Origin of the sequence: Caproicibacterium sp. BJN0003, assembly GCF_026314295.1 — a bacterium.
Taxonomy (GTDB): Bacteria; Bacillota; Clostridia; order Oscillospirales; family Acutalibacteraceae; genus Caproicibacterium.
Window position 1 is genome coordinate 2,120,156 of sequence record NZ_CP111108.1, and the last position, 23,993, is coordinate 2,144,148.

The following is a 23,993-nucleotide window of genomic DNA, read 5'->3' on the forward strand; positions in this document are numbered from 1 at the left end:
TTTTTTAATTATCCAAGGGCTTTTCCGTCCCATCTGGGATCCGCTGCTCCCTCTAAAACGCCGTCGAGCCTAAAAAGGATTCCCTGGAACTCGCCGGTAGCTTTATCCCAAGAGTCCGATTTTGTCATCTGATAGCCAAGAGCCGACAATGTCTGTACCACATCATCCGAAAAACGATCTTCATAAGTAATTTTACTCTCTCCAATTGCAGAAGGATCTATCCTGGGAGAATTCACAGCTTCCTGCAACCCTTTTTGGTGATCGATCACTTTCGTCAGAATCTGTGCCGCCAAAGACGGTATCTGCGTCCGATCTGCAATTCCGAAGGATAGAAGTGGGGTTCCATCTTGGTTCAACACAATGGTTGGGCTCATCGTCGAAAGCGGACGTTTACTGCTGGATACGCAATTTAAACTTGTACTATCCGTAGAAAAATCCCCCATCACGCTGTTGAGCATAAATCCATATCCATCTGCGCAGATGCTAGATCCAAATGAATCATTCACAGTCTGCGTCACCGTAACAACATTCCCCATTTTATCTGTAACAGAATAGCATGACGTATCGCTTTCCGTCTCAATTACCTGAACGGAAGACTTCGGCAAAGTAACCTGAACATTTGGATTTTGGGTCATCCAGTATGCCAGATCTTGTGCGTGATTGGAGCTCAAAATATTTTGAAAGCTTGAAGAAGAAGTCTTACTTGAAGATTGCAGATATTTTTGTAAATCCAGATTTACCACCTGAAATGTTTTTGAAAATAGTGACAGCTCCTCCGGACTTTCTTCGCCAATTTGAGAAAGATTAAAATTCTCTAAAACCTTTAATGTTTGTGTAAGAGCGGCACCTCCTGTATAAGGAGAAGGAGCAGAAAGGATCTGGTATCCACGATAAGAACTAACCAATGGAGTGGTGTCTTTTACTTTGTAATTTTTTAAATCTTCCAAAGTTAGGTTTCCACCATACAGGTTGACCATATTCACGATCTTTTCTGCGACTTCTCCCTCATAAAAACCTTTTACTCCATTCTTTTCGATCAAACCAAGTGTATCGGCATAGTCTTGATTTGTAAAAATATCACCGGTCTCATAGGCAGACCCATCCGAGCGAAGAAACAGCTTCCCAAATTCGGGATATCCGTCCATTCTTACTTTACTGTCAGAAAGTTCCTGTGTAAAAGTCGGCGTGACCGTAAATCCTGTATTTGCAAGTTGAATCACCGGATCTAAAATGGCTTTAGAGCTTTGGGTTCCATATTTTTGCAATGCATAAAGCATTCCAGCGACTTCTCCGGGAACCCCTACCGCCTTAGCACCAATATGATTTGCCAGATTCTGAACATTCTTTTCCTGATGCGTATTTTGTGAAGACTGATTTGCCTGTTTGGATTCTTCATCAAAGGTCCACATAGAAGAAGTAGCTGCAGCCGGAGCACAGCTTTCAAAATCAATAAAACGATTTGTCCCGTTTGCCAGATGAATTGTCATAAATCCGCCGCCGCCTAATCCGGAAGCGTTAGGCTCTACCAGCCCCAATGCAAACCCGATCGCTGCTGCGGCATCGATCGCATTTCCACCATTTTCGAGAATCTGCAGACCGATTTTTGTCGCCTCATATTTCCCTGTGGAAACCATTGTTTTATCTTCACTTTCAGCGTTTCTTCCGCTTCTCAAAAGCGTTCCGTTTTCATCATACAGCTGAAAATTATCCAAAGAATTATACAATGTATGATTATCGTTTGTTGTATCAGAAACAGAAGCTGACGAAACCGAAGATGACGACGTTCCGGTGCCGCAGCCCGCTACTGATACAGTGATTCCCACTGCCAGAAGCAAAGCGATTGCTTTTCGTAATTTTCCCATCTTTCCTCCTGATGAACGCTCCGCAAAACTTTGGAAGCCAAAATATAAAAACATTGCGTAAAATTTTATAATTTTTTTCAGTATAGCACAATTTTTTACAAAAATCATTCTTTCTTATTTTGAAAGTTTCTGATTAACCGCTAAAAAGGAATTATCATTGCGAAAAGCTTTAAAACGGCGTATACTAATTTAATTAAAAATAAACGGAGGAACAGCTTATGAGCAATCCAATTGTAACTTTTAAGACCAATCAGGGTACCTTTAAAGCAGAACTTTATCCGGAAATTGCCCCAAATACAGTTTATAATTTTATCAGTCTTGTCCAAAAAGGATTTTATAATGGAACCATTTTTCATCGTGTCATTCCTGGATTTATGATTCAAGGCGGCGACCCGGAAGGTTCTGGAATGGGTGGCCCTGGATATTCGATTGCAGGTGAATTTTCTCAAAACGGATTTCAGAACGATCTGAAACACACCCCCGGTGTCCTGAGCATGGCACGCAGCATGATGCCTAATTCTGCCGGAAGTCAGTTCTTTGTCATGGTAGCAGATGCTCCTCATCTGGACGGACAGTATGCGGCCTTCGGAAAAGTGATCGAAGGGATGGAAATTCCTCAGAAAATTGTTGCTTCCAAACGCGATTACAGCGACCGTCCCTATGAAGATCAGGTCATGGAAGAAGTGACTGTCGAAACCTTCGGCACCTCCTATCCGCAGCCTGAAAAATCCGGAAAACGATAAGAAAAAAGCAATCTCATCGGATTACTTTACGATCAAAGTGATTGCAAAGTTTTCTGCTAATAGCTAATATAAAAAGCGAGCTGCAACTTCTCTAAAAGGAGAGTTACAGACTCGCTTTTTTAATGGTCATTTAAAGCTCTTTTACAAGCCTCTCTTATCAGGATTTTTGAAATTTTTCAATTCCATTTTTCGAGATGCGCGCGAAAACCATCGGCTGTGGAGAAGGTTTCTTTGTTTCGATCGTGATAGCCTTACGGAAAAGCAGTTCCGCTGTATGACATTTTTCCATTGTCTCTGCAGAAAGGACTGCCAGCGTTTCCCCTTGTTTAACCGCTTCTCCTACTGTTTTACAAAGGGTAATCCCTGCACTGTAATCAATCGCATCTTCTTTCTTTTCACGGCCGGCTCCCAACTCTACGCAGGCTTCTCCCACCTGTTCCGTCTGTATTTTAGAAAGATAGCCGCTTTGAGGCGCACAAACTTTAAGAGACACTTTTGGTTTCGGAAATTTCTCCGGATTTTTAAGAAAGCGGCTGTCTCCACCCTGCGCTTCTACCATCTTACAAAGCGCATCGAAAGCCTGTCCGTTTTGGATCTGTTTTTGGGCCATTTCACGGCATTCTTCCACGCTGCCTTTTCTCGCCAAAAAAAGCATATTGGCCGATAACGCAAGACAAATTTCTTTTAAATCTTCAGGGCCGTTCCCATGAAGAGTCTCACAAGCTTCCATCACTTCTAAAGCATTCCCGATTTTTCTTCCCAATGGCCGATCCATATTTGTAATCAATGCCACCGTACGTTTACCGGCATTTTCGCCGATTTTTACCATAGTCTCTGCTAAAGCCAGTGAATCTTCTTTGGTCTTCATAAATGCACCGGAACCTGTTTTGACATCCAAAAGGATGCAATCGCTTCCGGCGGCCAGCTTTTTACTCATGATAGAGCTTGCAATTAAAGGAATGCTCTCTACCGTACCGGTGACGTCTCTAAGTGCATATAATTTTTTATCTGCCGGAACCAGATTGCCGGACTGTCCAATCACACTGAATCCTGCTGTATTCACTGTGTGAAAAAATTCCTCCCGGTTAAGGTCAATCCGAAATCCCGGGATGCTCTCCAACTTATCAAGAGTTCCTCCGGTATGTCCCAATCCACGGCCGCTCATTTTTGCCACATGGACTCCCAATGACGCTACAATGGGTGCGATAATCAGCGTCGTTTTATCGCCGACTCCGCCGGTGGAATGCTTATCCACCTTAATCCCTTGAATTGGAGAAAGATCCACCTGATCGCCTGATTCTGCCATTGCTAAAGTCAAGTCCGTGATTTCCCGTGGATTCATCCCGCGAATGCAGATTGCCATACAGAGAGCACTTGCCTGATAATCCGGAATATCCCCACAGACATATCCTTTAATAAACCAGCGAATCTCTTCCGTTGATAATTCTTTTCCGTCACGCTTTTTGAAAAGAATATCATACATCCTCATTCTTTTTTGCCCCCTAAAGACGATTCCCGAAAAGCAACCGGTAAAAGTTCCTTTAATAAATAGGTTTTCACTTCGCCTTTCTCGCCTTGCAGATAAATTGGAAAATCCGGCCCACAAAACTCACTGAGGACCTGAAGGCAAATTCCACACGGGGGGCATGGAGCAGAAAGTTCCTTTTCTGCCGGGCCCCCTACGATTGCGATGGCACAAAAGCTTCTTGCACCACTACTGACTGCACTCGCGATTGCTGCGCGCTCTGCACAAATCGTTGCGCCATAGGAAGCACTTTCAATATTCCCACCCAAAAAAACACGTCCATCACAAGTGAGAAGCGCTGCACCTACCCGAAAGTTGGAATAGGGTGCATAAGATTTCGTACGAGCCTGCTGCGCTGCTTTTAACAACTCCTCAGGTTTCATTTAAATACCTCCTTTTTAATCTGTATTTTTGTCTTGAATCAGACGAACAATACGACTGGTTCCCAAACGATCTGCTCCCAGCTCTAAAAAGCGGCGTGCATCTTCCAAGGTGGAAATCCCCCCTGCAGCTTTTACGCGCACCTCTGGTGCCACCTCTTTTCTAAGAAGTGCAACGTCTTCAAAAGTGGCGCCGCCGCTGGAAAACCCGGTACTAGTCTTAATAAAATCGGCTCCTGCCATACTCACCGTTTTGCACATTTTGATTTTTTCTTCTCTTGTAAGAAGACAGGTTTCAATGATCACCTTTAAAATTTTTCCATGGCATGCTTCTTTTACCCTGCGGATCTCCTCTTCTTCCAAATCAAAACGGCCTTCTTTGATCCAGCCAAGATTCACAACCATATCAATTTCTTCCGCGCCATTTTGAACCGCCTCAGAGGCCTCAAAGCATTTAACCGAAGTCGTATGGTAACCATTTGGAAATCCAATAACCGTACAGACGGGAATCTTTCCATGAAGATATTCTGAAGCACGCTTTACAAAGCTCGGCGGAATGCAGACGCTGGCAGTCGAAAAAGAAACCGCTTCCTCACAGAGCTTTTTAATTTGCTCCCAAGAAGTTTCTGGTTTTAACAATGTATGATCCACATGGGATAAAAGGATCTGATCTTCTTTTGAAAGCATCTGATACCCCTCCTATTTATTAATCAAAAGTTTTTCTGAGCATATTATAAACTAATTTTAGTCTTTGGTCTATTCTTTTTAAAATTAGCACTCTTTATATTAAAGTGCTAATTATTTACAATTAGTTCATATTTAGTGCGCAAATTCGTTACAATTAACAGGTAATATAAGAATTGTTCAAAGGAGCAAAGCTCCCGAGGGCAAAAATCAAAATTCAAATTCTTAATTGGAGGTATGTATTATGTTTGACTTGATTCCTTTTGAACATCGTGGTAAGGCTTTAAACAACTTCTGGGATCCCTTCGATGGAGAATTTTTCCCGGATCTTTCAAAGGCCGCATTCCCCTGCCGCACCGATATCCGCGATGAGGGAAACAAATACGTTTTGGAGGCAGAAATGCCCGGTTTCAAAAAAGAAGATATCCAAATTAACGTTGAGGGCGATCGAATGACCCTTTCCGCAAATCATCAAGAACAGAATGAAGAAAAAGATGAAAACAACCATTACATCCGCCGTGAACGCAGCTGGGGCAGCGTAAGCCGCTCATTCGACATCAGCGGCATTGATGCGCAGAGGATCGAAGCTTCCTACCAAAACGGGGTTCTGCATCTGGATCTGCCAAAAGTTCATGAGCAGAAATCCGATTCTCGCTCCATTCAAATTCGCTAATTAATTATAAAGCAGCGATGTTTTTCATAGTTTTGCGAGCATAATCCTACAATAAAAAATCAGGCACCACAAAGAGCACAAACTCTTTTATGGTGCCTGATTTTTATTTAATAAGGTTAAAAACGGGACATGGGCAGCAAAAGCTTCAAGCAGAAACATGCATCCTTCTTCGTCCCAAAAAGAAGCTGACAAAGAAGATCACCGCTGCAACCAAAACAATGGTGCCGCCAGCGGCAGTCCCAGCGTAATAGCTGATGATCAGCCCCGAAATTCCCGAAACTACGGAGAAAATAACCGATAATCCGTGATAGCTGCGCATAGATTTTGCAACATTTCTGGCTGCTGCCGCCGGCAAAACCAATAAAGAATTGATGATCAGTACCCCAACCCATTTAATTGATACCGTAACAAGAACAGCAACGATCATCATAAAGACCTGCTGAATGACACCGACCGGAATATTTTTACTAGCCGCCAAATCCCCATTCACACTGGTAAGCAAAAATGGATTAAAAAACAACACCCAAGCGATTAAAATCACCAAAAGCAAAATTCCAAGCATTCCGATTTCTTCCGGCTGAACCGTAAGAATATCTCCGATTAAATAGGAGGAATACTTTGCGAATCCTCCGGCAGCCGAAAGCAAAACCACTCCCAGAGCAAGACCGGTAGAAGCAAAAACTCCGATAATAGTATCTGCTGAAGAAGAAGCCTTCCGCATCACCGCAGAAATTCCCAGTGCAAACAAAAGTGCAAAACCCATCATCGAAATCAGATAATTATCAATTCCGAGCATGACACCGATCGCAATTCCAGTCAATGCAGAATGACCCAAGGCATCGCTAAAAAATGCCATTTTATTATTGACAATCATCGTCCCCACAAGTCCAAAAAGCGGGGTAATCAGAATGATTGCCAAAAGTGCATTCTTCATGTAACCAAATTCGGTCCATTGAAACGGCAGAAGTGTATCAACCAGACGATAAAACCATTCCATGCTCATCTTCCCCCTGCCAACTTTAATCCAAACGCTTCCTTAACAGCATTTGTCTGCATGACCTGATGAACCAGGCCACTCACTATGATTGTTTTGTCCAAAAGCGCTGCGCAGGTCGCGTATTTTTCTACATGTGCAAGATCATGGCTCACCAGCAAAATCGGCATGGCATGTTCCTTTCGCATCGCTGTTACCAAGTCATAAAAAGTCTCAATGCCCATGCGGTCAACTGCCGAAACCGGCTCATCTAAAAGGAGCAGGTCCGGTTTTGGATAGAGTGCGAAAGCAAGCAATACCCGCTGCATTTCACCACCAGAGAGCGTTCCCAGCCGTTTATCTAAAAGATTTTCCCTTGCACCAACTCTTTTGAGTATCTCCAATGCCTTTTGGCGCTGTTGCTTTCGATGTCCCAGCCAGACTGGAAACCGTGTCAAATTTGCGCAAAGCATATCTAAAACCGTCATTGGTGTATCTCTGTCAAACAGCATATTCTGCGGCACATATCCAATATGCGGGTGAGAGAGCAATTTCCCTTCCGGATTATGAAATGTAATCGAGCCTGTATAAGGAATACGCCCCAAAAGAGCTTTTAAAAGGGTCGTCTTTCCCGCTCCGTTTCTACCAATCAGCGCAAGAATTTCTCCATGATGAATATCAAGATTGACATCATGCAATAAAATCCCATCCCGCTTCGTCACACTTAAGTTTCGAATCTCTGTGCTGCATTTGCAGGTGGTTCTCTTCACCTCGTTCACGATAGGGCCTCCTTTAAAACTTCCATATTAGACCGCATCGCATCGAGATACGCATCTGGATCATTTGCGCCTGTCACGGCCGGATCTAAAGAATAGACTTTGATCCCACTTTCCTTTGCAACAATATCCGCAGCAGATTTTGGATACTGAGGCTCCGCAAAGACTGCTTTTACGCCGCTCTCTTCCACGATATGAATTGTTTCTGCCAGCTCTTTAGCACTTGGCTGACTATCCGGTTCACGGTTGACAACTTTTGCAATCGTCAAGCCGAATTCTTCCGCAAAATAAGGAAATGCCTCATGAAAGGTCACAATCGCTTTATTGGGAAGCGGGTCAACTGCTTGATGCATTTCTTCCCGCAGTGTTTTCAGTTTTTCTTCATACGCATGTGCATTTTCGCTATACTGCGCTGCATGCTCCGGATCTGCCTTTTGCAGCCCCTGTGAGAGGTTTTCCACCTGTAAAATTGCATTTGAAATGCTTACCCAAATATGTGGATTGGCCTCTTCATTCCCTTCTCCGGGAATCGTCTGAATCCCCTTGCTGCTGTTAATAATTTCAAGATTCGGCAGCTGCTGCGCAACTTTTTCGAGAAAGCTTTCCATCCCGTCTCCATTAATCAAAAAAACATCTGCACTGGAAAGATTCTGCATATCGGAAGACTGCAGTTGATAGTCATGCAGACACCCCGTCTGTTGACCAGCCATATTATCGACCGCAACATCCGGAATATTCTCTGTTAAGTTTAACGCCATAATATAAATCGGATAAAATGACGCTACAATTCGAAATTTTGCCGAATGTTCTTCCCTTCTTCCACATCCTGTCATTGTAAAAATCAGAAGTGCAGAAAGCAAAAAAGCTAATAACCGTTTCAAATGGAGCCTCCTAAATGCAAACTATTCGCATTTAATATCATAACATCCAATATTAAAAAAGTCAAGCAGCGAAAGCTTGTGTAAAAAATCCGCTCTGCATCTTTTGCAGAACGGATTTTGAATTAATTTGCTTGTTTCATCAAATCCCAAATCTGAGGGAGTTTCTTTTTAGCATCCTGAACGCCAAGCTGATAAATACTTTCCAATTTTTGAGGATCTTTTTCATAGCGGCTGATGTCAATGGGACGGCTCGGGCGGATTGCCAGTACATTTCCGGCCTGTTCCTGCCGGCGAACTACCTGCAGCTCGCTGTTATAAGTTTCTGCTCGCACCATCATCGTAGAAATCATTCCCGGGTACTGTCCGTAAACTGTACGCAGCATTGCAGGGGAAAAATCCGGTTTTAAATCTTTGCGATAAGAATAATCACGCGTCAAAACAACGACATGAAACTGATTTCCATCAAAGATCGAACGTTCCAACGGAATCGGAGCCGCGATTCCTCCATCAAGTAAAAACTTTCCATCCAATTTTACAACCTGTGATAGGAACGGCAATGAACTGGAAGCTTTTACTGCGGTAAATGATTCATCCAATGATTCTTTCGGATAATAAACTTCCATCCCGCTCATCAGATCCGTTGCACCCACAAAAAGCTGCATGGAAGAATGATAGAAAGTCTGATAATCAAATGGAATAAGCTCATGAAAAAGCTCACCGAAAAGAAAATCAAAATCGAAAAGGGAACCTTTTTCCTGCAGATTCTTTACGCTCACATATCGGTCATCTGTCGCATATTTCGAAAAGATTTGGTGATTTCGTCCTTTTTGTCGGGAAACATAGCTCAGTGCGTTACAAGCTCCTGCTGAAACGCCATAGACCTTTGGGAAAAAAATTTCTTCGTCCAAAAGGACATCCAAAACGCCACTGGTATAAGCGCCACGCATTCCGCCACCTTCCAGCACTAATCCGATTGACACGGTCGATTCCTCCAATTCCTGAATGTTTTGATTTTTTCCTATTATACCGAATTTTCCGCCAGAATACAAGCAATCAATCCTCGATTTTCTCAAAATAGGACTTGCATTTTTTCATCTAATCATATATAATAGATAAGCATTCAATTTTTGGACGTTTAGCTCAGCTGGCTAGAGCATCCGCTTGACGTGCGGAAGGTCATAGGTTCGAGTCCTATAACGTCCACCATATTAAAAGCCCCGAAGGATGGCGACAGAAAGCCATTTTCGGGGCTTTATTTTGCTGATTTTTAATAAATAATATGAGATATTCCTTTCTCAAAAAGTCCTAACTTCAATAGGAATGCAGTTTCTTAAGAGACTATGGATTTTCTAGTTGCTGACTGTTCGCACTTTAAAGCAGTTATTGAATGATCATTTTTGGGCTTTTTCCTTGCTGTGATTGACTTTTTTCTTATTGTAGTATATCATATTTTTAATAGTGTATTTAAATGTAAGGAGAGTATCAATGAACCCCACGGTAACAATTGGTGCAAAAGTTAAAGCTTTGCGAAAAAAGCAAGAAATGACTTTAAAACAACTGAGTGAAAAGACCGAACTTTCGGTAGGATTTCTTTCTCAGCTGGAACGTGGAATCTCTAATATTGCCATTGATTCTTTAAATAAAATCGCCAATGCGTTGGGAGTCAATATCTCTACTTTTTTTCAAGAGCCGAAAATCAGTCATTCTGACCCTATCATTCACAGCTATGATCTGCCCTGCAGACAGATCAGCTTAAATATCCTTCAGTACATTCTGAGCAACAATGTGGAATCTTTTAACATTCTCCCAAGATTGTATGTACTGATGCCTTCGGACGATAATGACGACAGCACGGTAAATTTGGAACTGTACGGTCATATTGGAGAAGAATTCATCTTTGTTTTGGAGGGAGTTGTCACCGTTTTTGTCGGCGACAATGTCTATTCGCTTTATCCTGGTGACGGGATTCAAATTCATTCAAAGGATCCCCATAACTGGACGAACCGGACAAACCGAATTGCAAAAATTCTAACCATAAATTATCCGAATCCTTTGCGTAACCAGGAAAACGAACCCACTCCCTAATATAAAGATTTTCATAAAAAAGCTTTGCTAAAATAGATAATAAAAGAGCATGTCAGCACCAGCTTAACGTGGTGTTAGCATGCTCCTTTTGTTTTTCAATTATTAGAAGCTCTGTTCAGTACGGCTAATAATCTCGTCTTGCAGTGCACGATCCAGATTGTTGAAATAGTCGCTGTATCCCGCAACACGGACAATCAAATTTTCGTATTCCTCCGGATGCTTCTGAGCGTCCAGAAGAGTCTCTTTATCAATGACATTAAATTGAATATGATGTCCATCCAAAGCGAAATAGGAGCGAATCAACGCAGCTACATTGTCAATTCCCTTTTCTCCGGCAATCGAAGTGGGTGTGAACTTCTGGTTCAGCAATGCGCCGCCGGTTTTCAGCTGGTCGATTTTAGAACAGGATTTGATGACCGCGGTAGGGCCGTTACGATCGGCTCCTTTTTCAGGAGAAATTCCATCTGGCAGAGGGATACCAGCGTGGCGTCCGTTTGGACTTGCCTCCATCACTTGGCCAAAGTAAACATGGCAGGTAGTTGGCAGAAATTCCACAACGGTTTTGGAACCTTTGGGAGTCGTACGCCCCGCAATCACTTGCTGTAACGCATTAGCTACATTTTTCAGAATCGAATCCGCATAATCATCGTCGTTGCCGTATTTGGGGGTCTTGTTGTAAACAATATCAAACAGATCGTCGTAGCCTTTAAAGTCGGCTTTACAGGCTTTTAGCAACTCATCCATAGAAAACTTATGATCCTCAAAGACGTCCTTTTTTATGACAGCCAGAGTATCCGTAATGGTAGCGATACCAACACACTGGATATAGCTTGTGTTGTAACGGGCACCACCCTCATTATAATCTTTTCCGGACTTAATGCAGTCATCGGTAATGACTGACAGCAGCGGAACCGGCATGTTTTCCATATACATGCGCTCAATAACATTATTGCCTGCAATTTTGACATCGACTACATATTTCAGCTGCTTATAAAACGCACGATAAACCTCTTCATAAGAGTTGCATTCCCGTAAATCTCCTAGATCCAAAGCCACTTGTTTGCCGGTATAGGAATCAAACCCACGGTTCATCACCAATTCAAATACCTTCGGGATATTTAGATATCCCGTCAAAACATAAGCTTCTTTTCCGGCGGTTACGGTTTCAACACAGCCGCTTGCAATTCCGCTTTCTCTAGCGTCGTCCAATGTTTTGCCCAAAAAGAGCAGCTCTTGGATAATCGCATCGGAATTATAAAAAGCAGGTTGACCCCAACCTTTACGGGAAATTTTTACTGCTTCGCGAAGGAATTTTTCAGGGGTCTTCTTGGAAATCTGCACATTGGAACTGGGCTGAAGCAGCTTCATTTCATCCATCACTTCGAGGATCAAATAGCTGACATCACTAACACCGGTAGTTCCATCCCGACGCAGTGCGCCGGTATTGATGTTGCAGAAATCAGTATAAGTGGCACTTTCTTTCAGCGTAATACCCACTTTGGGCGGCGCCGGCTGATTATTAAACTGAATCCAAAGACTTTCCAGAATTTCGCGAGCATCGTCACGGGTAATGCGCCCTTCCTCGATATCTTTCTTGTAAAACGGCTCCAGATGCTGATCCAGCTTTCCGGGAGAATATGCGTCCCAGTTGTTCATCTCCACTGTAACACCAATATGGGTAAACCAGTACATCTGCACTGCCTGGCGGAACGTCTTCGGAGCGTACTTCGGCACAACATCACAGACCTCAGCCAGTTCAAGGAGCTCTTTCTTCCATTGAGGATCCTGTTCCGTTTGGGCCATTTCACGCGCCTGGGCTGCATAGCGCTCACCCATGCGAATCATTCCCTCACAGACCAGCTTCATCCCTTCCAGCTCATCACGCTTATGCAACGCTTCCAGATCGTTATTGTAATCCAGACTGTCTATTTGCTTCTGAATGTCGTCGATGAAATCCGCATAGCCCTTTTTATAAATTTTTCCATCCGCTACGGTGTGCCCGGGGCCACGCTGCATTAAAAATTCAGTGTACAGCCCCGCATCAAACAGCTTATGCCACTCGTCTGGCAAAAGCTTGTTAATCTTGCTCATCATAGAGCGGTCTTTCCAATAAGGTATAATAACCTCTCTCTGAATACGCTTATCTTCTTCCGAAACCTTAAAGAATACCTTTTTGCGGTCATTCATATTATCAAAATCCTGCATAGTATGGCAGCAAAGTTCCGGAAAAGTCGGCGCAGCGCTGGGTTTGTGTCCTTTTTCTCCTACAATAATGGAACCTTTTTCAAGGTACAGCGTGCGGTGTTCCATAATATAGAGAAACGCTAGCCCCCGAAGGACCGGAACAGAAACGCTTCCTTCATATTTCTTATATGCCTCCGTGAGCAAAACCGCACGTTCCATCGAAATGCATGGTTTGCTCTGTACGCTGATCTGCCGCAGCCGACGAATACGCTCGGTAGAACCCCTGCGGGTCCTTTCCGCCTTATCCGACCTTGGCTTTACTGCTACCGCAACAGAACTATTTGTTTTTGTCACAGCCATGATAACAACCTCCCTTTCATGGTTTTTATTTTATTTGGACTGATTGAGCCGTTATCCGCCGATATTTACGCAATAACCGGCACTTTTGAAAAAAGACTGAATTTTTTCCACGGTCTTTTCGTTAGGTTTCTCAAAATTCTGTGTGCAATATCGCCCAAGCTTTTTATATTTATCTCTGCCAAAATCATGGTATGGCAATAAAGTGATTCTTTCAACGGCGATTGCCTGCTCTTGCAGCCACTGCCAAATTCCATGAATTAACTCATCGCTTGTATTGACACCATCTACCAAAATCAACCGTAAATCGATCCGTGCCCCTTGATCGCTTAAATATTTGAGATTGTCTAAAATCAATTGATTGGGTACCCCAACATATTTTTCATGCCGCAGAGAGTCAATACATTTTAAATCATAAAGAAATAAATCTGTATAAGGAAGAATGCGGGCAAAATTTTCCTTGGGTGCATATCCGCAGGTATCAATTACTACGGAAATACCAACCCTTTGTAGTTCTCTGCATAATGTTTCCACATAATCCATATCCTGAGTCATCACCTCACCACCTGAAAGCGTGACGCCTCCCCCAGATTGATCATAGAATATTTGATCTGCCTGAACCTGCTTCACAAGTTCGGGAATCGAGTAGTACTGCCCGATCTGTTCTTTTTTTTCGTCTTTATCAAGCATGGGTTCCACCTGGTATCTCTGGCCTTCTGGATTGTGACACCATAAACAGCGCAGCGGACAGCCTTTAAAGAAAATAGTTGTTCGAATACCAGGTCCGTCGTGAATGGAAAATTTCTGAATGTTAAATATGCAGGGCGTATTCATTGCCACAGAACCTCCTTTAATCGCTCAAAAGTTGTTTTATTGAGCCGTTTTGTTAGTAAAAATCTGATCCTGTTGAAATTCATTGGTGCAACTTCAATGAGCCATTAAGATTGGTTGTTATCTGATTAGAAGAGAAAGCCACGGTGCAGAACACCGTGGCAGTCAATCCTCACACGAATACTATCCGATAAACTCCGTTACAGATTTCAACTGCATGAAATTCTGCAGATAATCTTTTGTTCCTGTCTTTGCATCGGTACCAGACATATTAAAACCACCAAATGGATTCTGCTGTACAACGGCAGCTGTGCATTTCCGGTTGAAATAAAGGTTTCCAACATCAAACTTTTCTGCCGCTTCCTCAAGGTGTTCCTTATTTTTTGAATACACAGCGCCCGTCAGCCCATACATGGTTCCATTTGCGACCTGCATTGCTTCTTCGTAATTCGATACTTTAATGACAGCCAGAACTGGCCCGAAGATTTCTTCCTGCGCAATCCGATCAGTCGGTTTAATATCTTTGATAATAGTTGGCTGAATATAAAAGCCTTCGCGGTCATCATATGTACCGCCACAAACTAGCTTGCCTTCCTTTTTTCCGATCTCGATATACTTGACAATCCCGTTGTATGCTTTCTGACTGATGACCGGCCCCATCGGCATATTTTCACATCCGGGTCCCTGCTGAAGCTCGCTGGTCTTCTCCACCAATTTTTGCACCAGTTTGTCATAAACTTTGTCCAGCACAATCGCACGCGAACATGCGGAGCACTTTTGTCCCTGGAAAGAAAATGCTGAATTGACAATTCCCTCGGCGGCTTGATCCAGATCTGCTGAATCATCGACAATAATTCCATTCTTGCCGCCCATCTCTGCAATAACGCGCTTAATCCAGATTTGTCCTTCACTCATTTCCGCGGCCATTTGGTTAATATGCAATCCAACTTCCTTGGAGCCTGTAAAATCGATAAACCGGGTTTTCGGATGCTTCACAAGAGCTTCACCCAAAACAGAACCGGAGCCCGGCAGGAAATTGACAACCCCATTGGGAAGCCCGCTGTCCTGAAGAATTCTCATAAACTGATAGGCTACAATCGGCGTATCGCTCGCAGGTTTCATTGTAATCGTATTTCCGGTGATAATCGCGCCGCCGACCATTCCAACCATCAACGAGAACGGGAAATTCCATGGGGTCACTGCAACACCTGCACCAATTGGAATATACTTACAAACACGCTTTTCATCGCTGCTTTGCAGCACATCGAGACCTTTGTCAAGTTCCAAAATAGATTTGATATCAGCATTAAGAAAGTCAATCGCCTCACAGACTTCGCCGTCTGCTTCGCCCCAATTTTTGCCGCTCTCTTCAATCATCCATGCGTTAATTTCCATGCGGCGCTCCTGGAACAGCTTTATAATTTTCTGAACATAAGAAACACGCTGCTCCACAGAGGTATATTTCCAAGTTTCAAAAGCTTTCACTGCACTTTCAACCGCCTGATTGGCATGTTCCGTAGTTCCCTTTGCTGCATACCCAATCACTTCCGCTTTTTTGGAAGGATTGATGGAAGTGATGACATCGTCTGTAAAGATTTCTTTTCCATTAATAATCAGAGGGCAGCGAATCCCCTCCTGCGATTTGACTTTTTTCAGGGCGTTTTCCATTGCAGCCTTATTTTCAGGCAATGCAAAATCTTTTTCCACTTCATTGACAAATGTGAACTTCATTAAAAACACTCCTTCTCTAGATGATCGTTAATTGTACATTCATAAAGGTAATTGAAAGAGATCACAATAATTTCATTAAAATGAATTTATTATCATCAAATTTCACATTCATTATAATATAGTATGTTAAGAGATGCAATATGTGAAAAAATATTTTTTTGCTTTTTTCTATTTAATTTTACGAAAATATTTTTATAATGGGTTTCCATTAAAATATGTTTCCGTTTCCAGCTTTCGCTTTTCCACGCACCGCATCACTTCTAATATTAAAGAGCCACGAAACGGTTCTGTTTCGGGGCTCTTTATTTCTTTATACCGGCTTTAGGGAAGCGTTGCTTCCTTCAACAAGTACAAGTCAAACCGCCATAGATTAAAAACTACAGCTCGATCAACTCATGTGTTGTACTAATCATGTTCTCATAGCCGTCTTTAGTAATCAAAATCTGATCTTCAATGCGAACGCCGCCCCAGTTTGGAATATAAATTCCCGGTTCAATCGTCCGGACGTTTCCTTCCTCAAGCACTGTTTCATAATTTGGACCCATAAATGGCATCTCATGAACAAAAAGGCCAACTCCATGGCCGATTCCAGTGTAATGATAAGGCAGGTATTCAGTGTTTTCGATGGCACGAATGGAAGCCTTGTATACATCCTTGACAGGAACCCCGGCTTTCATCTCTGCGAGCGCATCTTCTACCATCCGTTTTTCCAAAGCGTACACTTCACGCTGCTTGGCGTCTGGCTTTCCAACAATTACAGTTCTTGTCATGTCGGACATATAGCCCTTATATTGACAGCCAAAATCCATCAAAACAAAGTCACCGTATTCCACAGCCTTTTCTGACGGAATTCCATGCAGCAAAGAAGTTCTTGCGCCGGAAATTAGGATGTTTCCATAAGGCTGTGTGTCGGCACCTTCCAACACCATGTACAGTGAAAGTTTAGCAGCCAATTCCTTTTCCGTGACTCCGACACGGATGTCTTTGAGCAGGCGTTCAAATACACGGCACGAAATGTCACAGGCAACACGCTGATACTGAATCTCCTGAGGAGTTTTAATTGAGCGCATTTTTTCTACTACATCAGTTGTAGGAACCAGCTCCGTCTTAACTACCTTGCTGAATTCCAGATACTGCCCGTAATTGAGGCCGTCTGCTTCGAATCCAATGTGTTTCAGCCCATGCTTTTCACTTAAAAACTCCACTGCATCGCCTAGTGACTTGCCTGGCTTACGCCAAACATAAATTTCAAAATTGGGGCATTCTATGCTGGCTTGTTCGGTATAGCGCAGATCGGTCAAAAAATATTGTTTCTCTTTTGTGATAAATAAGTAGGAATCCGCTCCTGTAAACTCGCTAATATAGCGAACATTTTCCCTTTTTGCAAAGAAAAATCCGTCCAGCCCATTCTTTTCCATGTACGCAAGCAGCTTTTCGACCATAATTCCAGCTTCCTTTCATCTATTATGTATATTGATATCTGCTTTGCAGCTTTAGCTGTCTATGCTGGGGTTCTCAACAACCTTTTCTCCTCCAAGGTAAACACTTAAAACATGGCTCAGAGCGGTAATATCCACAGATGCGTCACCTTTGACAACAAGGACATCCGCTTCAAGGCCTTTCTCAAGCTTTCCGGTAACATTGCTCAGTCCCAAAACCCGCGCAGGATTGGCAGTTGCCGTCTGGATTGCCTGAAGAGGTGTGATTCCATACTGAACCATATAACCAAGTTCGAGGTCAATCGGCAGTGGAGGAGCACCGTACAAAACCATGTCGGTGCCGGCAAGAACCGTAATGCCTGTATCATAAAACTTTTTGAAATTATCCCGGTAAGCAAAGGCTGCTGGCTTAAAATAAGCGATATCATGCATTGCGCGTGCAGCGATCGGATTATCGGAATTTGATTTGTTTTCTTTCAGCTGACGCTCGCAGAACTCATAGAGATAAGTGTAAGCTGTAATGGTTGGCGTCCAAGCCTGGCCGTTTTTCACCATCTGTTCTGCCTGAGCCAACGTCATAAAGGTTCCATGCTCAATGGTATCAAATCCGGCATCAATGCACATCTGAATGGCAATAGGAGTACCGGCGTGAACCGCGGTCTTCACATTGCGGCGATGGCATTCGTCAACAGCGGCATTCAATTCCTCCTGCGTAAACTCAGGCACATCTGTACGGTTGCTGGTAAGGATCTTAATCCAATCAGCTCCATCGCGCAGCTGCCGCCGAATCACAGACCGGAGATTCCACGGACCGTCCACTTCTTCCTCGCCGTCTTCATGCCCATGCCCTCCCGTCATGCAGATTCCGGAATCCGCATGAATAATGCGGGGAGCTTTTAGATATCCAAGCTGTGATGCCATGCGCAGACGTTTTAAAAGGCCATGGGGAGCCGCACCAAGATCACGGACCGTGGTAACTCCTTTTGAAAGTGCCAATGACGCCTGTTTTTGAGCATAATAGGCAATGAGAAAATCATCATATTCTTGTTGATTCGGCTGGCTGAAATAGTATCCCATGTGCTCATGCATGTCGAACAAGCCCGGCAAAATGGTCGCTTCACCGTAATCAATCACTTTCTCCCCGGGATTCTGCTCTTTCACCTGGGATGCGGGTCCCATGTCACAGATTTTTCCGTTTTGAATCTTGATTGCCGCATTCTGAAGCGAAGTTTTTCCATCGCCAGTAACCAAATGTTTAGCCTGAATAATCATGATAAAACCTCCTTACGAAATTAAATGTAAATAGTTTTTATCTTTACAGCTTCATTAAGCTTTTAGCTTTTTAAAAGTCTCATCCAGCCTGAACGTTATCAATTGGCTCTTCTTTTGTCTCAATGATCTTCTGCATTTTCTTATGGAAGATCCACAGCGAAATTCCCAACAGAGCAGTAACTCCTCCGATAATGGCAAAATACTGTGCCTCATGTCCTGGCGTATAAAAGTTTACAGCGAGAGAACTCAACCCAGCTCCCGTAGACTGACCCAGTTTCCAAACCGTTACCATCTGCGCAGTGAAAGCGGTAGGAGCTAAAAGGGTAGCAGTTGAAAAGCCGACTGGTGACGTCATCGCTTCGCCCCAGATATTGAGTACATAGAACATAATCAGCCAAAGCGGGCTCACTTTCACATTTGCAGGGAAAAGTGTATAAGGAATCACCATAAACAGAGCGCTCGCCCCATAAAAAACAGTACCGACTCCAAATTTCAATGTTGTAGACGGTTGACGGCTACCCATCTTAGTCCACAGCCAGCTCACGACACTGCCGAAAATGACGGCGAGAACTGCAGGAACTGTTTGGAACGAAGCCGGTGTCATCGTCCATGGGCCAAGCTGGAGGTTAACTCTCTGGTCTGCGTAGATTGCCAAGATGCTGGTCGACTGAAACCAAACCATCATATTGAAACAGTTACAGGCAAACAGCCACAGAAACGGCCATAGTCTTTTGGCCTCAACACGTGTTGTTTTCTTACTGGTCATAATAATGGCGATATAAGCCAACGGAATAAAGATGCTGACTGTGCTTACTACATTGCAGAATACTTTTACGGAAACAGCACCTGTCGCAAACAGAGTTATAATGGTTCCGAAAAGGACAACCAGAGTAATAAAAAATTGAAGCAGAAGCTTTTTCTTTTTGTTGGCGGGAGCAGGGTCATCGGGTTTGGTTCCGACATCTCCAAATAATTTATCAGAGGTCAAAAGGTAAATTACAAGGCCAACGCCCTGAAGGATTCCTGCAAACAAAAAGCCTACGTTGTAGTTAAAGAGCATTGCCAGCGCGCCAGTAATCATTGGTGCTATCGCTCCGACATTATTCATAATGTACATGATACTGAATCCACTGTCACGCCGGGTATCCGTTTTTCCATACAGCTTGCCAGCCAAAGCATACAAGCTGCTGCCCATGCTCATGGAAGCAATCAGCAGAACCAGCTGACTGATCAGATACAAAGTCTTCCCGCCAGCCGGAATCGCTAGAAGCAGATAACCAATTGTTTTAATCGAATAACCGACCAGCATGGAACGCCGTATCCCAAGGAAACGGTCTGCAACGAACCCTCCGATAATTCCTGCCATGCATGCCAGCGAATTGTAAACATTTAAAAGCTGTGCCGCTTCATTCTGAGAAAAGCCTAGCCCCCCTTGAGAAACAGAGGTGTACAAATAATAAATTAAAATTGCGGTCATCCCGTAGTTGCCGAAAGCCTCCGACAGCGCCATAAACGAAGTCGTAAACATTCCTTTGGGATGCCCTAAAAATCTTTTGTCGTGGGCAAAATCTGGTGTGGTCAATGCTTTGCTTTGTCTTTCCATGATTGGTCTCCTTTCAAATACGGATTCCTGAAATGAACTGGCGCTTCAAAATCTGCCTTTGCTCCTCCTTCCCCCTAATTTTCTTTGTTTTTGTTTTACTAAAATAAATTTCATAAATATAAAATTTTGGAACTTACAAATCCAAAGATACTCCTTCGATTTATTTTAGTCAATCTTCAATATCAACAAATTTATTTGGTCTTTTTATACACATTCATCAGCAGTACTTCTTTTGATTTTTGTTTAAGTTGAAGCTGCTTATTCTGTTCTAAAAGTATGCCAATAAAGTTAATTTTATATCGTTATTTTAAAAATCAAAATAATTAAATCAAAATTAACAATAAATAATAAATTTTATTAGTCAAATATAATAAATAAATTTTAATAAATAAATTTTAAAAATTGTGTCTTAAAATTTCAAAATTGAATAAATAACAACCCAATTAATTCTCCTGTAAAAAAGGATTGACAAAGCAAAGGCCGCATGATAACATCTCTGTATGGATTTTTGAAATTCAAATTTGTAAAAAAATTTATTAAATTTTTTATATATATGAAAATTTCGTTATTATTCGACTGTACCTTTGGAGTAGCATATGATGGATGAAAAAGAACGGTTTGATCTTGTTATTATGATCGGAGAAACCATGGTGGAAAATGGAGGTGAAATCAGCCGTGCCACAGAAGCAATGGAAACTGTAGCCTCTCAGTATGGAGTTCGACAATTTAAAGCATTTGCCATTGCAAACGGAATTTTCGCTTCTGCTCTATCAAAAAGCGGAACCGATTACAGCTGTAAAATTACCTGCGTTCCCATTCGTCCCATTCGCCTGTCCCTTGTGGATGCCCTGAACAATCTTTCTCGTAAGATTTCTGAGAATCGCTGTACGCCGGAAGACGCGCGCAAGGCAGTTGATGAAATCCGGAATCGGCATTTCGCAAACGGATGGAAAACAATTTTATCGGCAGGATTGGGTAGCTTCTGCTTCTGCTATTTATTTTTGGGCAGTATGGGAGATTGTCTGTCCGCTTTCATTGCAGGGGGCTTCGCATATGCTTTTATAAAGCGAATAGCACCAAAATTTACGTCCTCCAGTCTGAGTACTCAAATTATTGGCGCGATGATCGCAGCTCTAATTAACTGCGCGCTGTACTACATAGGACTGGGCAACAATCTCGATCGAATGATTATCGGCTCTATTTTTCCCATGACACCGGGGGTCGCTTTAACAATTTCCATCAGAAATTTTTTAGAGAACGACTATTTAACGGGGCTTGTTCGACTTGTCGATGCGTTGATAACAGCCGGATGCCTTGCAGGAGGAGTTGGGCTTGCCATTCAAAGCTGGAATTTGGTTTTTGGGGGAGCAATATTATGACGATGGTGCAAAGTTTACTTCAGATTGTTGCAGCCATCGTTGGGACATCGGCTTTTGCTGTTTTATTTGAAGTACCCAGAAAACATATTGCTTTTTGTGGATTTACCGGTGGAATTGGCTGGCTAATTTACCTTGCTGCACAAAGTTATTTTCATTCCATTTATGCGGCTACCCTTCTTGCAGCGATTGGACTGGCTGCCTGTTCCCGTGCTTTTGCAACTTTACGAAAAGCCCCATCCGTTATTTTCCTAATTTGTGGAATTTTTACCCTAGTCCCCGGAGCTGGGATTTATTACTTTGCCTACTATATTCTGACGGGGGAAAATACAAAATCAGTTGCAAACGGACTTAGCAGCATCAAAATTATGCTTTTAATTGCGTTAGGAATTATTTTGGCTTACTCTTTACCTTATCAATTATTTGGCTGGAAAAAGGAACCCAAAAAAGACGAAAAGTAAACCCTAATGTAATACTTTTAAAAATGTAAAGAAACAGATTGCCGGCTGACGGAATTAGTTGCTCGGTTCAGACGGATACTCTGATTCAGATATATCAGATACAAAGAAAGGGTGGTTCGATGAAATTAGGATTTATAGGCTCTGGAAATATGGCGAAAGCAATGATGAGGGGAATTATTAAATCAGGATTATTACCTGCTGATGAAATCATGGCCTCAGACCTCTCCGCAGCTAGCTTGGAGGCGACCAAGACATCGCTCAATGTAAACGTAACTAACGATAATTTATCTGTAGCTGCTTGCGATATTGTTGTTCTATCGGTCAAACCACAGTATTATGCCGATGTTATCCATCAAATAGCGCCCTGTGTTAAGGAAAGCACTCTGATTGTCACCATAGCGCCGGGTATGACGATGGAAAAGGTCTGTGGCCTTTTCGGACGCGAAATCAAACTGGTCAGAACAATGCCTAATACTCCTGCCATGGTCGGTGAAGGCATGACCGCCGCCTGTGCCAATCAAAAAGTAACTCCGGAAGAAATGGATTACGTTTGTTCCCTTCTCAAGGGATTTGGAAAATGTGCGGTTGTCTCCGAAAGCATGATGGATGCAGTTGTGGCCATAAGCGGAAGTTCGCCAGCCTATGTGGATATTATGATCGAAGCACTGGCAGACGGAGCGGTAATGGAAGGAATGCCCCGCGCACTCGCTTACCAGTTTGCAGCTCAGGCAGTTTTGGGCAGTGCAAAAATGGTGCTGGAAACAGGGAAACATCCGGCAGAGCTCAAAGATATGGTTTGCTCACCGGCTGGCACAACGATAGAAGCAGTCAGAGTTCTTGAAGAGAAAGGGTTCCGCAGCAGCTTAATCGAAGCAGTCAGTGCCTGTGTGCAAAAAGCGCGCAGCATGTAATCGTCCACTAGGGAAAAGCGTATTTATTCCCTTTTAATGATATAAGCACTTTTCAAAACAAAATAAGCAATTAACAAAAACAGCTATAACAATACCAATAAAAAAGTATTGTTATAGCTGTTTTTTGAATGAATAGTGTCGATTCTAAAAGCCCATTTTAACATTTTATCTATTTGCACGAATCACTCAGTATCCTATGTCCTTATTAACCGCGATGACAACGTAAATAAGTTTACATAATTTATACTGCCAAGTCGGTGGTACTTCTACGATGCCAAGGGCGAAGCACGTTCCCTGTGGCCTTTCAAGGAGATAATATTCCTGGAACCAGTTCCTGCTCAATTTTTATTTTTTAATCTGCAAAGTTAAGAGTTTCCATGTTTAAACGGTAAATTACGTCCTTGCGCTCTACGATAACAACGATCTTCTTCCGAAGAGCGTCGTCCTTCTGGATATGGGCAAGCAATTCCCGAGTCGGATTGACCGCTACAGGATGCCCCACCAATTTCATCATGGCAAAATCGCCATTTGTATCTCCATAAGCATAACTTTCAGAAAGATCGATTCCATACTGCTTTGCCATTTGGAGTACAGCGCATTGCTTACTCTCGGAATCCCACATTGGAATGATTTCACCGCTGTAGCGTCCGTCTGGACCGACTTTGTAAACCGTGCCGCGATAATCATCCATGCCGTACTTTTCGGACATTTCACGTACCAGTTCTACCGGCGAACCTGAAATTGCAATAACCCGGTGTCCATGCTCCCGATGCCAACGAATTCGGTCACGAGTGTAGGTGTAGACACGCTCACCCTTCTGTTCAATCACCCTTTTTGCAATGTACAAAATATGAAAGGAATTTGTATTCTGAACCGTTTCCGAATAAATATCCACCATCTTTTGAAGGTAATCGTCATAATTTCCAACACGTTTATCCCATCTCGTAAATGCGGGTTCAACATCCTCATACCACTTACTGGGATCAATCAGTTCGTATTTGATCATCTTTTTAAACATCTCGCTGATCAGTCCTTCACGGGAAATCGTACCGTCAATGTCAAAAAAAGCTGCCGTCTTTGCCATGGAAATCGCTCTCCTTTCCTCCGCGCGGTCTTCTGTCATGCGGCTAGAATGCGCATCGTGCGGTTTAACCATATTTGGTTTTTAGTATAGAGGATTCCACCCTAAAAGTAAAGTACACCCCCTAACGGTCGCCGGATGACCCGGAAAGGATCAAAAAATCAT

General features: G+C 43.0%; 21 protein-coding genes and 1 tRNA gene. 7 read left to right on the forward strand and 15 right to left on the reverse strand.

All coding sequences use genetic code 11. The features are described from left to right. Nucleotides 1–8: 8 nt before the first annotated feature. Nucleotides 9–1,862, reverse strand: coding sequence for a gamma-glutamyltransferase (gene ggt, locus OP489_RS10620; RefSeq protein ID WP_266161951.1), 1,854 nt, complete (start codon nucleotides 1,860–1,862; stop codon nucleotides 9–11). A 218-nt stretch (nucleotides 1,863–2,080) separates the two neighbouring features. On the opposite strand from ggt, the gene OP489_RS10625 reads away from it, so the two are divergent. Then, nucleotides 2,081–2,605: a peptidylprolyl isomerase gene (locus tag OP489_RS10625; RefSeq protein ID WP_266161952.1), complete on the forward strand. Its 525-nt coding sequence runs from the start codon at nucleotides 2,081–2,083 to the stop codon at nucleotides 2,603–2,605. A 157-nt stretch (nucleotides 2,606–2,762) separates the two neighbouring features. Here OP489_RS10625 and OP489_RS10630 read toward each other — a convergent pair whose 3' ends face one another. Genes OP489_RS10630 through deoC form a run of 3 tightly spaced genes read right to left on the reverse strand, consistent with a single transcriptional unit; the run spans nucleotide 2,763 to nucleotide 5,197 of the window. Further along, the gene (locus tag OP489_RS10630) at nucleotides 2,763–4,094 is read right to left on the reverse strand and encodes a pyrimidine-nucleoside phosphorylase (RefSeq protein WP_266161953.1); all 1,332 of its coding nucleotides are present in this window, start codon (nucleotides 4,092–4,094) and stop codon (nucleotides 2,763–2,765) included. Beyond that, on the reverse strand, nucleotides 4,091–4,513 hold the full coding sequence (cdd, locus tag OP489_RS10635; RefSeq protein ID WP_266161954.1) for a cytidine deaminase: 423 nt from the start codon (nucleotides 4,511–4,513) through the stop codon (nucleotides 4,091–4,093). The genes OP489_RS10630 and cdd overlap by 4 nt, the downstream gene beginning before the upstream one ends. Before the next feature lie 15 nt (nucleotides 4,514–4,528). Next, entirely contained in the window at nucleotides 4,529–5,197 is a 669-nt protein-coding gene (deoC, locus tag OP489_RS10640; protein ID WP_266161956.1) for a deoxyribose-phosphate aldolase, read from the reverse strand. A 241-nt stretch (nucleotides 5,198–5,438) separates the two neighbouring features. On the opposite strand from deoC, the gene OP489_RS10645 reads away from it, so the two are divergent. After that, nucleotides 5,439–5,867, forward strand: coding sequence for an Hsp20/alpha crystallin family protein (locus OP489_RS10645; RefSeq protein WP_266161958.1), 429 nt, complete (start codon nucleotides 5,439–5,441; stop codon nucleotides 5,865–5,867). A gap of 145 nt (nucleotides 5,868–6,012) precedes the next feature. Here the strand turns inward: OP489_RS10645 and OP489_RS10650 are convergent, their stop codons facing one another. The 4 genes from OP489_RS10650 to OP489_RS10665 form a co-directional block, all read right to left on the reverse strand. Beyond that, nucleotides 6,013–6,864 (reverse strand): metal ABC transporter permease, encoded by an 852-nt coding sequence (locus tag OP489_RS10650; RefSeq protein WP_266161961.1) that lies wholly within the window; start codon nucleotides 6,862–6,864, stop codon nucleotides 6,013–6,015. A gap of 2 nt (nucleotides 6,865–6,866) precedes the next feature. Next, nucleotides 6,867–7,619 (reverse strand): metal ABC transporter ATP-binding protein, encoded by a 753-nt coding sequence (locus tag OP489_RS10655; RefSeq protein WP_266161962.1) that lies wholly within the window; start codon nucleotides 7,617–7,619, stop codon nucleotides 6,867–6,869. Beyond that, on the reverse strand, nucleotides 7,616–8,497 hold the full coding sequence (locus tag OP489_RS10660) for a metal ABC transporter substrate-binding protein (RefSeq protein WP_266161963.1): 882 nt from the start codon (nucleotides 8,495–8,497) through the stop codon (nucleotides 7,616–7,618). Before OP489_RS10660 ends, OP489_RS10655 begins: the two co-directional genes overlap by 4 nt. A gap of 122 nt (nucleotides 8,498–8,619) precedes the next feature. Next, nucleotides 8,620–9,477, reverse strand: a complete 858-nt coding sequence (locus OP489_RS10665; protein ID WP_266161964.1) for a patatin-like phospholipase family protein — start codon at nucleotides 9,475–9,477, stop codon at nucleotides 8,620–8,622. A gap of 149 nt (nucleotides 9,478–9,626) precedes the next feature. Between OP489_RS10665 and OP489_RS10670 the strand changes: the two genes are divergently transcribed. After that, a tRNA-Val gene (locus OP489_RS10670) sits at nucleotides 9,627–9,703 on the forward strand. Between the two features lie 279 nt (nucleotides 9,704–9,982). Then, on the forward strand, nucleotides 9,983–10,582 hold the full coding sequence (locus OP489_RS10675; RefSeq protein WP_266161965.1) for a helix-turn-helix domain-containing protein: 600 nt from the start codon (nucleotides 9,983–9,985) through the stop codon (nucleotides 10,580–10,582). A 102-nt stretch (nucleotides 10,583–10,684) separates the two neighbouring features. Here the strand turns inward: OP489_RS10675 and hypD are convergent, their stop codons facing one another. The 6 genes from hypD to OP489_RS10705 form a co-directional block, all read right to left on the reverse strand. After that, the gene (hypD, locus tag OP489_RS10680) at nucleotides 10,685–13,126 is read right to left on the reverse strand and encodes a trans-4-hydroxy-L-proline dehydratase (RefSeq protein ID WP_266161966.1); all 2,442 of its coding nucleotides are present in this window, start codon (nucleotides 13,124–13,126) and stop codon (nucleotides 10,685–10,687) included. A gap of 51 nt (nucleotides 13,127–13,177) precedes the next feature. Next, entirely contained in the window at nucleotides 13,178–13,957 is a 780-nt protein-coding gene (locus OP489_RS10685; protein ID WP_266163531.1) for a glycyl-radical enzyme activating protein, read from the reverse strand. A gap of 180 nt (nucleotides 13,958–14,137) precedes the next feature. Next, nucleotides 14,138–15,685: an L-glutamate gamma-semialdehyde dehydrogenase gene (gene pruA, locus OP489_RS10690; RefSeq protein WP_266161967.1), complete on the reverse strand. Its 1,548-nt coding sequence runs from the start codon at nucleotides 15,683–15,685 to the stop codon at nucleotides 14,138–14,140. A 377-nt stretch (nucleotides 15,686–16,062) separates the two neighbouring features. After that, complete coding sequence (locus OP489_RS10695) at nucleotides 16,063–17,127, reverse strand: M24 family metallopeptidase (RefSeq protein WP_266161968.1); 1,065 nt, start codon at nucleotides 17,125–17,127, stop codon at nucleotides 16,063–16,065. Nucleotides 17,128–17,178: 51 nt separating this feature from the next. Beyond that, nucleotides 17,179–18,396 (reverse strand): amidohydrolase family protein, encoded by a 1,218-nt coding sequence (locus OP489_RS10700; RefSeq protein WP_266161969.1) that lies wholly within the window; start codon nucleotides 18,394–18,396, stop codon nucleotides 17,179–17,181. Nucleotides 18,397–18,475: 79 nt separating this feature from the next. After that, nucleotides 18,476–19,999, reverse strand: a complete 1,524-nt coding sequence (locus tag OP489_RS10705; RefSeq protein ID WP_266161971.1) for a peptide MFS transporter — start codon at nucleotides 19,997–19,999, stop codon at nucleotides 18,476–18,478. A gap of 596 nt (nucleotides 20,000–20,595) precedes the next feature. Between OP489_RS10705 and OP489_RS10710 the strand changes: the two genes are divergently transcribed. The 3 genes from OP489_RS10710 to proC all read left to right on the forward strand — a co-directional run bounded on the left by OP489_RS10710 (nucleotide 20,596) and on the right by proC (nucleotide 22,747). Further along, on the forward strand, nucleotides 20,596–21,378 hold the full coding sequence (locus tag OP489_RS10710) for a threonine/serine ThrE exporter family protein (protein ID WP_266161972.1): 783 nt from the start codon (nucleotides 20,596–20,598) through the stop codon (nucleotides 21,376–21,378). Further along, nucleotides 21,375–21,836 (forward strand): threonine/serine exporter family protein, encoded by a 462-nt coding sequence (locus OP489_RS10715; protein WP_266161973.1) that lies wholly within the window; start codon nucleotides 21,375–21,377, stop codon nucleotides 21,834–21,836. The genes OP489_RS10710 and OP489_RS10715 overlap by 4 nt, the downstream gene beginning before the upstream one ends. A gap of 119 nt (nucleotides 21,837–21,955) precedes the next feature. Further along, a complete protein-coding gene (proC, locus tag OP489_RS10720; RefSeq protein ID WP_266161975.1) occupies nucleotides 21,956–22,747 on the forward strand; it encodes a pyrroline-5-carboxylate reductase in 792 nt (263 codons plus the stop codon). Between the two features lie 352 nt (nucleotides 22,748–23,099). Here proC and OP489_RS10725 read toward each other — a convergent pair whose 3' ends face one another. After that, nucleotides 23,100–23,831, reverse strand: coding sequence for an HAD family hydrolase (locus tag OP489_RS10725; RefSeq protein WP_266161976.1), 732 nt, complete (start codon nucleotides 23,829–23,831; stop codon nucleotides 23,100–23,102). Nucleotides 23,832–23,993 lie beyond the last annotated feature (162 nt).

Coding starts and splice junctions, on each gene's coding strand:
- OP489_RS10710 (WP_266161972.1), top strand. CDS start 20,596: ATGATGGATGAAAAAGAACGGTTTGATCTTGTTATTATGATCGGAGAA.
- OP489_RS10650 (WP_266161961.1), bottom strand. CDS start 6,864: ATGGAATGGTTTTATCGTCTGGTTGATACACTTCTGCCGTTTCAATGG.
- OP489_RS10630 (WP_266161953.1), bottom strand. CDS start 4,094: ATGAGGATGTATGATATTCTTTTCAAAAAGCGTGACGGAAAAGAATTA.
- hypD (WP_266161966.1), bottom strand. CDS start 13,126: ATGGCTGTGACAAAAACAAATAGTTCTGTTGCGGTAGCAGTAAAGCCA.
- OP489_RS10695 (WP_266161968.1), bottom strand. CDS start 17,127: ATGGTCGAAAAGCTGCTTGCGTACATGGAAAAGAATGGGCTGGACGGA.
- OP489_RS10715 (WP_266161973.1), top strand. CDS start 21,375: ATGACGATGGTGCAAAGTTTACTTCAGATTGTTGCAGCCATCGTTGGG.
- OP489_RS10645 (WP_266161958.1), top strand. CDS start 5,439: ATGTTTGACTTGATTCCTTTTGAACATCGTGGTAAGGCTTTAAACAAC.
- deoC (WP_266161956.1), bottom strand. CDS start 5,197: ATGCTTTCAAAAGAAGATCAGATCCTTTTATCCCATGTGGATCATACA.
- OP489_RS10700 (WP_266161969.1), bottom strand. CDS start 18,396: ATGATTATTCAGGCTAAACATTTGGTTACTGGCGATGGAAAAACTTCG.
- cdd (WP_266161954.1), bottom strand. CDS start 4,513: ATGAAACCTGAGGAGTTGTTAAAAGCAGCGCAGCAGGCTCGTACGAAA.
- pruA (WP_266161967.1), bottom strand. CDS start 15,685: ATGAAGTTCACATTTGTCAATGAAGTGGAAAAAGATTTTGCATTGCCT.
- ggt (WP_266161951.1), bottom strand. CDS start 1,862: ATGGGAAAATTACGAAAAGCAATCGCTTTGCTTCTGGCAGTGGGAATC.
- OP489_RS10705 (WP_266161971.1), bottom strand. CDS start 19,999: ATGGAAAGACAAAGCAAAGCATTGACCACACCAGATTTTGCCCACGAC.
- OP489_RS10675 (WP_266161965.1), top strand. CDS start 9,983: ATGAACCCCACGGTAACAATTGGTGCAAAAGTTAAAGCTTTGCGAAAA.
- OP489_RS10625 (WP_266161952.1), top strand. CDS start 2,081: ATGAGCAATCCAATTGTAACTTTTAAGACCAATCAGGGTACCTTTAAA.
- OP489_RS10725 (WP_266161976.1), bottom strand. CDS start 23,831: ATGGCAAAGACGGCAGCTTTTTTTGACATTGACGGTACGATTTCCCGT.
- proC (WP_266161975.1), top strand. CDS start 21,956: ATGAAATTAGGATTTATAGGCTCTGGAAATATGGCGAAAGCAATGATG.
- OP489_RS10685 (WP_266163531.1), bottom strand. CDS start 13,957: ATGAATACGCCCTGCATATTTAACATTCAGAAATTTTCCATTCACGAC.